Annotated in this window: 13 protein-coding genes and 1 rRNA gene; 12 read left to right on the forward strand and 2 right to left on the reverse strand. The window is 72.2% G+C overall.

The genetic code is table 11. The features are described 5' to 3' along the window. The 3 genes from rrf to ABT004_RS33445 all read left to right on the forward strand — a co-directional run. A 5S ribosomal RNA gene (rrf, locus tag ABT004_RS33435) occupies window positions 1–93 on the forward strand; the annotation flags it as partial. A gap of 331 nt (window positions 94–424) precedes the next feature. Then, window positions 425–1,327, forward strand: a complete 903-nt coding sequence (locus ABT004_RS33440; protein WP_351344535.1) for a hypothetical protein — start codon at window positions 425–427, stop codon at window positions 1,325–1,327. After that, complete coding sequence (locus ABT004_RS33445; protein ID WP_351344538.1) at window positions 1,273–1,983, forward strand: tetratricopeptide repeat protein; 711 nt, start codon at window positions 1,273–1,275, stop codon at window positions 1,981–1,983. Before ABT004_RS33440 ends, ABT004_RS33445 begins: the two co-directional genes overlap by 55 nt. 77 nt (window positions 1,984–2,060) lie before the next feature. On the opposite strand, the gene ABT004_RS33450 is transcribed toward ABT004_RS33445, so the two are convergent. Further along, a complete protein-coding gene (locus tag ABT004_RS33450; RefSeq protein WP_351344541.1) occupies window positions 2,061–3,362 on the reverse strand; it encodes a DUF1015 family protein in 1,302 nt (433 codons plus the stop codon). Between the two features lie 72 nt (window positions 3,363–3,434). On the opposite strand from ABT004_RS33450, the gene ABT004_RS33455 reads away from it, so the two are divergent. From ABT004_RS33455 to ABT004_RS33470, 4 genes are all read left to right on the forward strand, one after another. Further along, a complete protein-coding gene (locus tag ABT004_RS33455; protein WP_351344544.1) occupies window positions 3,435–4,502 on the forward strand; it encodes an HAD hydrolase-like protein in 1,068 nt (355 codons plus the stop codon). A gap of 194 nt (window positions 4,503–4,696) precedes the next feature. Beyond that, window positions 4,697–5,743 carry a FecCD family ABC transporter permease gene (locus ABT004_RS33460; protein ID WP_351344547.1) on the forward strand — a complete coding sequence of 349 codons (1,047 nt, stop codon included), beginning with the start codon at window positions 4,697–4,699 and terminating at the stop codon, window positions 5,741–5,743. Beyond that, window positions 5,740–6,804 carry a FecCD family ABC transporter permease gene (locus tag ABT004_RS33465; protein ID WP_451192687.1) on the forward strand — a complete coding sequence of 355 codons (1,065 nt, stop codon included), beginning with the start codon at window positions 5,740–5,742 and terminating at the stop codon, window positions 6,802–6,804. The genes ABT004_RS33460 and ABT004_RS33465 overlap by 4 nt, the downstream gene beginning before the upstream one ends. Further along, entirely contained in the window at window positions 6,801–7,676 is an 876-nt protein-coding gene (locus tag ABT004_RS33470) for an ABC transporter ATP-binding protein (protein WP_351344550.1), read from the forward strand. The genes ABT004_RS33465 and ABT004_RS33470 overlap by 4 nt, the downstream gene beginning before the upstream one ends. Here ABT004_RS33470 and ABT004_RS33475 read toward each other — a convergent pair. After that, window positions 7,660–8,007, reverse strand: a complete 348-nt coding sequence (locus tag ABT004_RS33475; RefSeq protein ID WP_351344552.1) for an SCP2 sterol-binding domain-containing protein — start codon at window positions 8,005–8,007, stop codon at window positions 7,660–7,662. The two genes, ABT004_RS33470 and ABT004_RS33475, sit on opposite strands and share 17 nt — an antisense overlap. Before the next feature lie 42 nt (window positions 8,008–8,049). On the opposite strand from ABT004_RS33475, the gene ABT004_RS33480 reads away from it, so the two are divergent. The 5 genes from ABT004_RS33480 to ABT004_RS33500 all read left to right on the forward strand — a co-directional run bounded on the left by ABT004_RS33480 (window position 8,050) and on the right by ABT004_RS33500 (window position 12,895). Next, window positions 8,050–8,334: a hypothetical protein gene (locus ABT004_RS33480; protein ID WP_351344555.1), complete on the forward strand. Its 285-nt coding sequence runs from the start codon at window positions 8,050–8,052 to the stop codon at window positions 8,332–8,334. Between the two features lie 6 nt (window positions 8,335–8,340). Further along, the gene (locus tag ABT004_RS33485; protein WP_351344557.1) at window positions 8,341–9,156 is read left to right on the forward strand and encodes a TlyA family RNA methyltransferase; all 816 of its coding nucleotides are present in this window, start codon (window positions 8,341–8,343) and stop codon (window positions 9,154–9,156) included. 14 nt (window positions 9,157–9,170) lie between these two features. After that, window positions 9,171–10,082: an NAD kinase gene (locus tag ABT004_RS33490; RefSeq protein ID WP_351344565.1), complete on the forward strand. Its 912-nt coding sequence runs from the start codon at window positions 9,171–9,173 to the stop codon at window positions 10,080–10,082. A 136-nt stretch (window positions 10,083–10,218) separates the two neighbouring features. Beyond that, window positions 10,219–11,952 (forward strand): DNA repair protein RecN, encoded by a 1,734-nt coding sequence (gene recN / locus ABT004_RS33495; protein WP_351344568.1) that lies wholly within the window; start codon window positions 10,219–10,221, stop codon window positions 11,950–11,952. Window positions 11,953–12,139: 187 nt separating this feature from the next. After that, complete coding sequence (locus tag ABT004_RS33500) at window positions 12,140–12,895, forward strand: hypothetical protein (protein WP_351344559.1); 756 nt, start codon at window positions 12,140–12,142, stop codon at window positions 12,893–12,895. The last annotated feature ends 245 nt before the right edge of the window (window positions 12,896–13,140 follow it).

Raw genomic sequence — 13,140 nt, forward strand, 5'->3', positions numbered from 1 at the left:
ACGCCCGGTTACATTCCGAACCCGGAAGCTAAGCCTCACAGCGCCGATGGTACTGCAGGGGGGACCCTGTGGGAGAGTAGGACGCCGCCGAACTATTTTTGAGAGGACCCTTGGTCCCGGCACACATGCTGGGACCAAGGGTCCTTTTTGTATTTCCAGAGCTTTTCTCGGAGCGCGCCGGCACCCCGGTTGCGCGAGAATGACTGCGGTACCGAAGACAGGAGTCGACCGATGGCCACCAACTCTCCCGATGAGCGACCGGAGCGCGATCAGCGCCGACGGGACAGTGGTGATCGGGGGGACCGGGGCGGGTTCCGCGGCAACAGCGGTGCCCCGCGTCGGGACCGTCGGGACGGGGACCGGGAGCGTCCTCCTTTCCGCCGTGATGAGCGGCGCGATGACCGTTCCCACGGTGATCGGGACCGTGGGCCGCGTCGTGACGACAGCCGGCGTGATGACAACCGCGGTGGCGGCTTCCGTCGCGATGACAACCGGCGTGACGACAACCGTGGCGGCGGCTTCCGTCGGGACGATCGGGACCGGGATCGTGGGCCGCGTCGCGACGACAACCGTGGTGGTGGCTTCCGTCGCGATGACAACCGGCGGGACGACAATCGCGGTGGCGGGTTCCGTCGGGACGACCGGGATCGTGGGCCGCGTCGTGACGACAGCCGTCGCGACGACAACCGTGGTGGCGGGTTCCGTCGCGATGACAACCGCCGTGACGACAACCGTGGTGGCGGGTTCCGTCGTGACGACAACCGGCGGGACGACAACCGTGGTGGCGGGTTCCGTCGGGACGACCGGGATCGTGGGCCGCGTCGTGACGACAGCCGTCGCGACGACAACCGTGGTGGTGGCTTCCGGCGTGACGACAGTCGGCGTGATGACAACCGTGGTGGCGGGTTCCGTCGGGATGAGCGGCGCGATGACCGTTCGTACGGGGATCGGGACCGTGACCGTGGGCCGCGTCGGGATGACCGGCGTGATGACAACCGCGGTGGTGGCTTCCGGCGGGACGACAGCCGTGGTGGTGGCTTCCGGCGCGATGACCGGCGGGACGACCGTGGGCGTGCGCCGAGCCGTGATGACCGGGGTGGGCGGCCCGGGGGGTTCCGTGGGCGGGATGACCGTCGGGACGACAGGCGTGATGACAGGCGGGACGACCGGCGCGGTGGGCCCCGGGGCCGGGATGACCGGGAGCGGGACCGTGAGCCGATCAAGCGGTTGCCGATTCCGGAGGATGTTTCCGGCGGCGAGCTCGACAAGAGCGTGCAGCAGGAGCTTCAGTCCCTGCCGAGGGGGCTCGCCGAGGACGTCGCGATGAACCTCGTGATGGTGGCCCGGCTGATCGACGAGGACCCGGAGCAGGCGTACGCGTACTCCAGGATCGCGCTGCGTCTCGCGTCGCGGGTCGCTGCCGTGCGGGAGGCCGCAGGGTTCGCCGCGTACGGGACCCAGAAGTACAGCGAGGCGCTCGCCGAGTTCAGGGCCGCGCGGCGGATGACCGGGAGCGCGGAGCTGTGGCCGCTCATGGCCGACTGTGAGCGTGGGCTCGGCCGTCCCGAGAAGGCGCTGGACATGGCCGGTGCTCCCGAGGTGTCGAAGCTGGACAAGGCCGGGCAGGTCGAGATGCGGCTCGTGGCCGCAGGCGCGCGGCGGGACATGGGGCAGCTGGACGCCGCCATCGTGACGCTGCAGAGCCCGGAGCTGGCCTCGAACGCCACGCAACCGTGGACCGCGCGCCTGCGCTACGCGTACGCCGACGCACTGCTGGAGGCCGGGCGCGAGGGCGAGGCGCGGGAGTGGTTCGCCAAGGCCGTCGAGTCCGACAAGGAGGGCAGCACGGACGCGTCCGACCGGCTCGCCGAGCTGGACGGTGTGGAGTTCGTGGACGCCTTCGACGACAGTGACGAGGACGGCGCCCCGGCGCCTGAGGGCGACAGTGCCGCTGACGAGCGCGAGGAGCGCGACGAGCGGTAGAGCGTGATGGCATGACGATGACGAACGGGCGGGCTCCCTCGGGGGCCCGCCCGTTCGTCGTTGTACCGGGTTGTTTCTCAGTCGTCCGTCAGTGTGCGCAGTACCAGGCCCGTGGCCGGCTTCGGGCCGAACGACGTGGACTTGCGGGGCATCGTCACGCCCTGGCGGGCCAGTTCGCGGACGACCTCCTCGCGGACCGGGTGCATCAGGACCGCCGTGCCGCCGTCGCGGCGCGCCTTGTCGACCGTGGCCTGCGTGTCGTGGATGTACGAGACGTCGGCGGGGGAGTCCTCCGGGATGCCCCAGACGTCGCCGAGGAGCGTGGAGTGCAGCACCGTGGCGTCGAGGGTGCGCCAGGCCTCGGGGCGATCGGCCGGAATCGTACGGTCCAGGAGCGCCGGGTCGGGGCGGTCCAGGAGGTGGTACGTGTCCTCGGTGCCGGTGAGGAGGAAGGCGTTGCCGTGGGATGCCGCCTGCGCCAGGGTCTCCATCGCGTGCGGGAGCGGGCCCGTGATCTCGCGTACGCGGAAGTGGGGGCGGGCCGCCGCCAGTGCCCGGTCGAGGGGGAGGCGGCCGAGGAGGCGGTGGATGGCGCGGACCCGGAGGGGGTAGCGGGCCGTGTCGACCAGGAGGACCAGGCCGTAGTCCCAGGGGGTGCGGCCCGGCGACGTGTGTTCGGTGCGCAGGCGCAGGTAGGTGGCCCAGCGGTGGTGGCCGTCCGCGATCAGCGCCTGGTGGGCGGCGAGGCCGCCTCGGACCTGGCGCTGGTCGGCGGGGTCCGTGAGGGCCCAGAGGCGGTGGCTGTAACCGTCCTCGGTGGTCGTGGCGAGGAGGGGGGCGCGCTGGACCGTGCGCTCGATGACGGCGGTGGCGCCGGTCGCGTTTCCGTTGCCCCGATAGGTCAGCAGGAGCGGTTCGAGGTTCGCGGCCGTCGTGCGCATGAGCCCTGCCCGGTCCTCGACCACATGAGGCATGACGTCCTCGTGGGGCAGGACCACACCTTCCGAGGCCTCGGAGAGGTGGAGGGCGCCGATGATGCCGCGTTGCAGCATGTCGCCGTTTCGCTGCTCGTATACGTAGAAGGCGGGTTCGGCGTCGGGGGCGAGGACGCCCTCGGCGAGCCAGCGGTGCAGGGTGGCGGCCGCCAGGTCGTTGCGGGCCCCGGGCTCCACGGCCTGCGGCAGGATCAGGCGGACGATGTTGTGCGGGTCCGCGTTCTCCAGGTGCAGCAGACCGTCGGGCCGTACGACTACGTCGTACGGGGGCGAGGTCACGGCGGCGAGGCTGCCCACCTGCTCGGGGACGTAGCGGACACCCCTGAACGGGATCAGGTCCAGGCCGTTGCTGCCCGACTGTGCCGTGCGACCTGCAGTGTTCATCCCCGCATCGTACGAGTGTCAGTGCCGTGGGGGATGATCGGGGGAGTGGGATCGAGCGAGGAGAGATGCGGAATGAGCCAGGTCCACAGCGCGAGCGCGGCGGCCGACGGTGGGGCCCGGGTGCGGCCCGGTGACAGTGCGCGGGCGTTGAACGAGGCGTACGACACCGCGCTGCTCGATCTCGACGGGGTCGTGTACGCGGGTGGGCTTGCCATCGCGCATGCCGTCGATTCGCTGGCCGTGGCGCGCGACGGCGGGATGGGGCTCGCGTACGTCACGAACAACGCGCTGCGTACGCCGGACGCCGTCGCCGAGCATCTGACCGAGCTCGGGATCCCGACAGGGGCCGCCGATGTCATCACTTCGGCGCAGGCCGTCGCGCGGCTCATCAGCGAGCAAGTGCCCGAAGGGGCGCGGGTGTTGGTGATCGGCGGCGAGGGCCTGCGGGTGGCCCTGCGGGAGCGTGGGCTCGTGCCGGTGGACTCCGCCGACGAGGACCCGGCCGCCGTGGCGCAGGGGTACGGCGGGCCCGACATGGCGTGGGGGCGGTTCGCGGAGGCCTGTTACGGCATCGCGCGCGGTGTGCCCTGGTTCGCCTCCAACACTGACCTGACGATTCCGAGTGCGCGTGGGATCGCGCCGGGGAACGGGGCGGCGGTGGAGGTCGTCCGGATCGCGACGGGTGCCGAGCCGCAGGTCGCGGGGAAGCCGTTGCCCCCGATGCACAAGGAGACGATTCTGCGGACCGGGGCGGAGGCTCCGCTGGTGGTGGGGGATCGGCTCGATACGGATATCGAGGGGGCGTTCAACGGGGGCGTGGACTCGCTGCTCGTGCTGACCGGTGTCACCGATGCCGCGCAGTTGCTCGCCGCGCCGCCGCAGCATCGGCCCACGTATGTGGATGTGGATCTGCGGGGGCTGCTTACCGGGCAGCCGGAGGTCGAGGAAGTTCAGGGTGGGGACGGGGGGTTCCGGTGCGGGGGCTGGACGGCGGTTGCCGGGGGCGGGGAGTTGCGTGTCGAGGGGGACGGTGAGGCGATCGACGGGTTGCGGGCGCTGTGTGGGGCGGCGTGGGGTGTGGCCGGGGATGGTGTGTGCGAGCTGGATGCGGGGAAGGCGGTGGCGCGGCTGGGGCTATAGCGCGCCCTGCGCCCTGCGCTTCGGGGAGGCGACGGGGTTGGGCTGGGCGTGTGCTTGCCCCGCACCGGGGTGCCGCCTTGCCCACCCTGCCGCCCCTGGCGGCAGATTGCCCAAGGCGGCCGGGTGGCAGCGGATTACCAAGGCGGGGTGGGACCGTGATGTCGGGGAGTTGCAGGGTAGGCTAACCTAACTTCGTGTTGGTCGACAGTCCTCCCGAAGCCAGCGCGGTGACCGCTCCCGCGCCCCCCGGCCGTCGTGCGGCGATACGCACCGTCGGGCTGCTCGCGTCTGTCCTGGTGCTGGTGGCCGTCCTTGTGGCGAGCATCGCCGTGGGCGCCAAACCGCTCGCGCTCGACCAGGTCTGGCACGGCCTGTTCCAGGACACCGGGAACTACGCGGACGTGGTCGTCGGTGAGCGTGTGTCGCGCACCCTGCTCGGCCTGCTGGCCGGGATCGCGCTCGGCCTCGCCGGCGCCGTGCTGCAGGCGCTGACCCGCAACCCCCTCGCGGACCCCGGCATCCTCGGCATCAACATGGGCGCGTCGGCCGCCGTCGTCTCCGCCATCAGTTTCTTCGGGGTGACCTCGCTCACCGGCTACGTATGGTTCGCCTTCGCGGGCGCGGCGGCCGTGGGCGTCCTCGTCTACGCGCTCGGCGGCACCCGCAACGCGACGCCCGTGCGGCTCGCGCTCGCCGGTACCGCGATCAACGCGGCGCTCTCCGGCTATCTCTACGCGGTGATGATCACCGATGACATGGCCCTCAACCGGATGCGGTTCTGGCAGGTCGGCTCGCTGGCCACGTCCACCATGCACACCATCGAGCAGGTGTGGCCGTTCATCGCCGTCGGCGCCGTGCTCGCGCTGCTGCTCTCGCGCCCGCTCAACGCCATGGCCATGGGCGACGACACCGCCCGCGCGCTCGGCGCCCACCTCGGCCGCACCCGCGCCCTGAGCATGGTCGCCGCGACGCTGCTGTGCGGCGCGGCCACCGCGGCCTGCGGACCGATCGCCTTCGTCGGCCTGATGGTGCCGCACATGGTCCGCTCGTTCACCGGGCCCGACATGCGCTGGATCATGCCGTACGCGGCGGTCCTCTCGCCCGTGCTGCTGCTCGGCGCCGACGTCGTCGGCCGGCTCGTGGCCCGTCCGTCCGAGCTCCAGGTCGGCATCGTCACGGCCGTCATCGGCGCGCCGGTCTTCATCGTGCTCGTACGTCGCCGAAGGATGGCCCAGCTGTGAACGCGACCGAGACCCGTATCAAGAAGTCCAGGGCCAAGGCGATACGCACCCCGGGCGGCCTCTCCTTCCGGCTCGACGTCCGCTCGCTCCTCGTCGTCGCCGTCCTCCTCGTGGCGGCGCTCGCCGCGAGCGTCTTCCTCATCGGCACCGGCGACTTCCCGATCCCGGTCTCCGACGTGCTGCGCACCCTCGCGGGCAACGGGGACGCCGGGCAGGAATTCATCATCAACGACCTGCGCCTGCCGCGGGTCCTCGTCGGTCTGCTCGTCGGCGCCGCGCTCGGCCTGTCCGGAGCGCTCTTCCAGTCCGTGTCCCGCAACCCGCTGGGCAGCCCCGATGTGCTCGGCCTCGGGCAGGGCTCGACCGCGGGCGCGCTCGTGATGATCGTGATCTTCGGGGGCAGCGCCACGCAGGTCGCCCTCGGTGCGCTCGTCGGCGGTCTCGTCACCGGCGTCGCCATCTACGTACTCGCCTGGAAGCGGGGCGTGCACGGCTACCGGCTCGTCCTTGTCGGTATCGGTGTCTCCGCCTTTGTGACCGCGGTCAACGGGTATCTGCTCACGAAGGCCGACTTCGTGGACGCCGCCCGCGCCACCGTGTGGATGACCGGCTCGCTCAACGGCCGCGACTGGGCGCAGGTCTGGCCGCTGCTGATCATGTTCGTCGTGCTGATCCCGCTCGTCGCCGCGGCCGCGCGCCCGCTGCGGATGCTGGAGATGGGCGACGACGCGGCGGGCGGCCTCGGCGTACGCGTCGAGCGCACTCGGCTGCTGCTCCTCACGGCCTCCGTCGTGCTGACGGCCGCCGCCACCGCGGCCGCGGGCCCGGTCACCTTCGTCGCGCTGACCGCGCCGCAGATCGTCCGGCGGCTGACCAAGTCGCCGGGGCCGAACCTGGCGGCGTCGACGATCCTGGGCGCGGCCCTGCTGATCGTCGCCGACCTGGTCTCGCAGCGGGCGTTCGGCGCCGACCAGCTGCCCGTCGGCGTGGTCACAGGCGTCGTCGGCGGCATCTATCTGCTGTGGCTGCTGGTGACCGAGCGCAAGGCGGGCCGCATATGAGCCCCCGTGACGGACACCGGCCCGATGACTCTCGTACGAACCAAAGGAGCACCGCAGTGAACAGGCTGATAGCCGACGACGTGACCCTCGGATACGACCAGCGCGTCATCGCCGAGAAGCTGTCGGTGGAGATCCCCGACAACTCGTTCACGGTGATCGTCGGCCCCAACGCCTGCGGCAAGTCCACGCTGCTGCGCGCCCTGTCGCGGATGCTCAAGCCGAGCGCCGGCCGCGTCCTGCTCGACGGCAGCGTCATCCAGTCGATGCCCGCCAAGAAGGTCGCCAAGACGCTCGGCCTGCTGCCGCAGTCGTCGACGGCGCCCGACGGCATCACCGTCGGCGACCTCGTGGCCCGCGGCCGCTACCCGCACCAGGGTCTGCTGCGCCAGTGGTCGTCCGACGACGAGCGGATCGTCCAGGAGTCGATGGGCTCCACCGGTGTCGCCGAGCTCGCCGAGCGGTACGTCGACGAGCTCTCCGGCGGCCAGCGCCAGCGCGTGTGGATCGCGATGGCGCTCGCCCAGCAGACGCCGCTGCTGCTGCTCGACGAGCCGACGACGTACCTCGACATCCAGCACCAGATCGACGTTCTCGACCTCTGCGCCGAGCTGCACGAGGAGCAGGGGCGCACGCTCGTCGCCGTCCTGCACGACCTCAACCACGCGGCCCGCTACGCCACCCACCTCATCGCCCTGCGCGAGGGCGAGGTGATCGCGGAGGGTGCGCCCAAGGACATCGTCACGGCCGAACTCGTCGAGCGGCTCTTCGGCATGAAGTGCCAGGTCATCGACGACCCGGAGACGGGGACCCCGCTGGTGGTGCCGGCCGCGCGCAAGGCGCGCCGCAAGGAGATCGCTACAGCAGCGTCCTGAGCCGCAGGAGGTCGCGGAAGGACGCCTCGAGCTTGACGCGTCCCGACGCCCACGCCTTTGCGAAGTTCAGCTCGCCGTCGACCATCGCCACCAGGTCGTCCCCGGTCAGCGCGAGCCGGATCTGCGCCTTCTCGGCAGGCGGCCCCTGGCGGGTGTCGAGGACCTCGATCCGGCCGTCCTTGAGTCGGCCGGAAAACGTCACGTCGAGGTCGGTGATGCGGCAGCTCAGCGAGCGGTCCAGGGCCGCGGCCGTGCGCACGTCCCCGCCGGCCCCCGCCATGTTGTCCGAGAGTTTGTCGAGCGCTGCCCGGCACTGCTCCATCGTCGCCATCGTGATCGACGGTACACCGGCGCTTCGGGGTAGCGTCGGGGCATGAGCGAGACGCCCACCGAGCCCACCGACGTGCCGGAACCCGCAGCCGAGCCGGCCGCGGAGCCTTCGTACGACCCCGCGGCCCCCGCCCCGCTCGGCATCGGGCGCACCCCCACGGGCAACGCCGAGGTGGACGCGCAGCTGGAGCGGCTCGGCGATGTGGACCACCTCGCCGCGGACGGGCACGCAGAGGTGTACGAGGATGTACATCAGGGCCTGCGGAACGCGCTGACCGCGCTGGACGCACACCCGACTTCCCCGTCTCCGTACGACAACAGGAGCTGAACCACCGTGGCAGGTGTGGCACGTCGCCGCCTCGACGCCGAACTCGTCAACCGCAAACTGGCGCGCTCGCGCGAGCACGCGAGCCAGCTGATCGCGGCCGGTCGGGTCAGCGTCTCCAAGATCGTCGCAACCAAACCCGCGACGCAGGTCAACGAGGGCGTGTCGATCGTGGTCGCGGCGGACGACGGCGACCCCGACTACGTCTCGCGCGGCGGGCACAAGCTCGCGGGCGCGCTGGAGGCGTTCGGTCCGCAGGGCCTCGAGGTCCAGGGGCGCAGGGCGCTGGACGCGGGAGCGTCCACCGGTGGCTTCACCGATGTGCTGCTGCGGGCCGGGGTCGCGCACGTCGTCGCCGTCGATGTCGGCTACGGGCAACTCGCGTGGTCGCTGCAGAGCGATGAACGCGTCACCGTCAAGGACCGTACGAACGTACGCGAATTGACGTTGGAGGCGGTCGATGACGTACCCGTGGACATCGTGGTCGGGGACCTGTCCTTCATCCCGCTCGGCCTTGTGCTGCCCGCCCTCGCGCGCTGCGCGGCACCGGAGGCGGATCTCGTGCTGATGGTCAAGCCGCAGTTCGAGGTGGGCAAGGAGCGGCTCGGCAGCGGGGGCGTCGTGCGCAGCCCCGAACTGCGGGCCGAGGCGGTGCGCAGGGTCGCCGAGCAGGCATGGAAGCTCGGGTACGGCGCGCGCGGGGTGACCGCGAGCCCCCTGCCGGGACCGTCCGGGAACGTCGAGTACTTTCTGTGGCTGCGTGCCGGGGCGGATCAGCTCGACCCGGCCGACGTGGATCGCGCAGTGGCGGAGGGCCCCCGTTGACCAAGCCGAATCAGTTGCCGCAGACCCGGGATCGGACGGTGTTCCTGCTCGCCCACACGGGCCGGCCCGCCGCGATCCGCAGCGCCGAACTCGTCGTGCAGGGGCTCCTGCGCAGCGGCCTCGGGGTGCGGGTCCTGGAGACGGAGGCGCAGGACCTGCCGCTGCCCGACACCGTGGAACTGGTGAAGGAGTCCGAGGCGACGCCCGCCTGCCTCGACGGCTGCGAGCTGCTCATCGTGCTCGGCGGTGACGGGACGCTGCTGCGCGGCGCCGAGTTCGCGCGGGCGTCCGGGGTGCCGATGCTCGGGGTGAACCTGGGCCGTGTCGGCTTCCTCGCGGAGGCGGAGCGCGACGACCTGGACAAGGTCGTCGACCGCGTCGTCACCAAGGAGTACGCGGTCGAGGAGCGCATGACGATCGACGTCGCCGTGCACCGCAACGGCGACGTCGTGCACCGGGACTGGGCGCTCAATGAGGCGGCCGTGCAGAAGATCGAGCCCGAGCGGATGCTCGAGGTCGTCCTTGAGATCGACGGTCGGCCGGTAACCGGGTTCGGGTGCGACGGCATCGTGTGCGCCACCCCGACCGGGTCCACCGCGTACGCGTTCTCGGCCGGCGGGCCCGTGGTGTGGCCCGAGGTCGAGGCGCTGCTCATGGTGCCGATCAGCGCGCACGCCCTGTTCGCGAAGCCGCTCATCACCTCGCCGGATTCGGTGCTCGCCGTCGAGGTGCAGCAGCACACGCCGCACGGCGTGCTGTGGTGCGACGGGCGGCGGACCGTGGAGCTGCCGCCGGGCGCGCGGATCGAGGTGCGCCGGGGCGAGGTGCCGGTGCGGCTCGCGCGGCTGCACCACGCGGTGTTCACCGACCGGCTCGTGGCCAAGTTCGCGCTCCCGGTCGCCGGGTGGCGCGGCGCACCGCAGTGAGCGGCACGTTCGAGTGACGGCGGCGTGAAGGTTTGTCGCCGGAAGTCCCCTTCCACCTGCTGAATCGGGGGAGGGGGCCGGGGTCCGTCGCACGGACGGCCTTCGACCTCGTAAGGTCAGAGGCGTGTTGGAGGAGATGCGGATACGGTCGCTCGGAGTCATCGACGACGCCGTGGTCGAGCTTTCGCCCGGCTTCACGGCGGTCACCGGTGAAACGGGCGCGGGCAAGACCATGGTCGTCACCAGTCTCGGTTTGCTGCTCGGCGGTCGCGCCGACGCCGCGCTCGTACGGATCGGGGCGAAGAACGCCGTGGTCGAGGGGCGCATCGCCGTACCCGCGGGCTCGGGCGCGCGCGGGCGGGCCGAGGAGGCCGGGGCCGAGCTCGACGACGGGGTGCTGCTGCTCAGCCGCACCGTGTCCGCCGAGGGGCGCTCCCGGGCGCACCTGGGCGGGCGGTCCGTTCCGGTGGGTGTGCTGAGCGAGCTGGCGGACGACCTGGTCGCCGTGCACGGCCAGACCGACCAGCAGGGACTTTTGAAGCTCGGCCGGCAGCGGCAGGCGCTCGACCGGTACGCGGGGGACGCCGTCGCGGCGCCGCTCGCCAAGTACGGGACCGTCTACAAGCGGCTGAGGGCCGTCGGCGCCGAGCTGGACGAGATCACCACGCGCGCGCGGGAGCGGGCGCAGGAGGCGGATCTGCTGCGCTTCGGGCTCGACGAGATCGGCGCGGTGGAGCCCAGGGCGGGCGAGGACGTGGAGCTGGCCGAGGAGGCCTCCCGGCTCGGCCACGCGGAGGCGCTGGCCTCGGCGGCGGCCGTCGCGCACGCCGCGCTCGCCGGAAACCCCGAGGACCCGGAGGGTGTCGACGCGCAGACGCTGGTCGGCGGCGCGCACCGGGCCCTGGAGGCCGTGCGCTCCCACGACTCGGCGCTCGGCACGCTCGCGGAGCGGATCGGCGAGGTGCAGATCCTGCTCACGGACGTCGCCGCCGAACTGGCCGGTTACGCCGACGACTTGGACGCCGACCCGCTGCGGCTGTCCGCGGTGGAGGAGCGGCGGGCCGCGCTCACGGCGCTCACCCGCAAGTACGGCGAGGACGTGACGGCGGTGCTGGCCTGGGCCGAGACGAGCGCCGCGCGCCTTCTCGAACTCGACGGCGACGACGAGCGGATCGGCGAGCTGACCGCGGAGCGCGACTCGCTGCGCGGCGAACTGGGCGTACTGGCGCAGGAATTGACGCACGCGCGCGTGGAGGCGGCCGACCGCTTCGCGGCCGCGGTCACCGAGGAGCTGTCCTCGCTCGCGATGCCGCACGCCCGGGTCTCCTTCGACATCCGGCAGGCGGAGACGGACGCGGCGGACGGTGTCGAGGTCGACGGCAGGAACGTGGCCTGCGGCCCCAGCGGTGTCGACGAGGTGGAGCTGCTGCTCGCCCCGCACCCCGGCGCGCCGGCCCGGCCCATCGCGAAGGGCGCGTCCGGCGGTGAGCTGTCGCGTGTGATGCTCGCCGTGGAGGTCGTCTTCGCGGGCAACGATCCGGTACCTACGTATCTCTTCGACGAGGTAGATGCGGGTGTGGGCGGCAAGGCCGCCGTCGAGATCGGCCGGCGTCTGGCCAAGCTCGCCAGGTCGGCGCAGGTCGTGGTCGTCACGCACCTGCCGCAGGTCGCCGCGTTCGCCGACCGTCAGCTCCTGGTCGAGAAGACCAACGACGGCTCCGTGACGAGTTCCGGTGTGACGGTGCTCGAGGGCGAGGACCGGGTACGGGAGTTGTCCCGGATGCTGGCGGGCCAGGAGGACTCGGAGACGGCGCGGGCCCATGCGGAGGAGTTGTTGGCGGCGGCCAAATCAAGCCCCTGCGGCGATTGAGCAGCGGGGTCCGGGGCGGAGCCCCGAGGCCGCAACCGCGCCGGGGCCTGGGCCGCCGTGAACGGTGCGCTGCACCGGGGTGCCGCCTTGCCCACCCTGCCGCCCGATGGGGCCTCCCCCTGCTCGAGCTTGTTCGAGAGCTTGGGGAAGGCAGATTGCCCAAGGCGGGGCGGCCTAGGGTGAGGGCATGATCGACGTCAATCGTGCTTTGCGGTCCGCCGCCCTCGCCGCCGGTGTCACCGGCGCCGTCCGTACGGCGCTGCGCCGCACCAAGCCGGGCGGTATGTGGGACCGCAAGAACTACGCCGGCCGCACCGTCGACCTGTGTCCCGGGCCCGCCGTCACCGTGGGTGCGGCGGCGGGGGCGCTCGTCGCCGAGCCGGAGGTGAGGGGTGCCGCGGTGCTTGCCACGTTCGTGGCCGGGGCCTGCGGCGGATACGACGACGTGGCGGGGCACGGTGACCCGCGGCGTGGCTTCCGGGATCACCTCGGCGCGCTGCGGGACGGCGAACTCACCAGCGGCGCCGTGAAGTTGTTCGGGATCTCGGCGGCGGGGCTCGTGGCCGGCGCACTGCTCAAGGAGCGCTACGTCGACAAAGCGCTCGCAGGCGTCGTCATCGCGGGCACCGCGCACTTCGTCAACCTCGTCGACGTGCGACCGGGGCGCGCGGCCCAAGTCGCCCTGGCGCTCGGCGTTCCGGGGCTGTTGCGCGGCTCGCTCGCCGCCGCGCCGATGGGCGCCGCCGCTGCCGTACTGCCCGACGACCTCGCCGAGCGCGGGATGCTCGGCGACGCGGGCGCGCACGCGCTCGGTGCCGCCGTCGGCGTCGCCATCGTCGCGGGGAACGGACGGCCCGGCCTCGTGGCGCACGCCGCCGGGCTCGTCGCCGCGACCGTGTACGGGGACCGGGTGAGCGCACTGGCCCAGCGCCCACTTACGTAAGCATCGGGCCCCTCAACTCACCCATGTGGGTGGTCCGGTGCGTCGTGTTGCCCAGGCCCGGGCGGTGCCGGACGGCGGCCGGTGCCGGAATGTCGGTACGGGCTGGCATCCTGGGGGCCGACGGTATACGTATCCCTGAGCCCGTACTCTCCGTATACCTAGGGTCTGTCGTTTGGGTCAGGCCGGGCCCCCCGGGGCCCGCGGGGCCCGAGCGGACCAGCGCAGCGCCGGGGGGAGCGTACGAC

Origin of the sequence: Streptomyces sp. NPDC002790, assembly GCF_040295505.1 — a bacterium.
GTDB lineage: Bacteria > Actinomycetota > Actinomycetes > Streptomycetales > Streptomycetaceae > Streptomyces.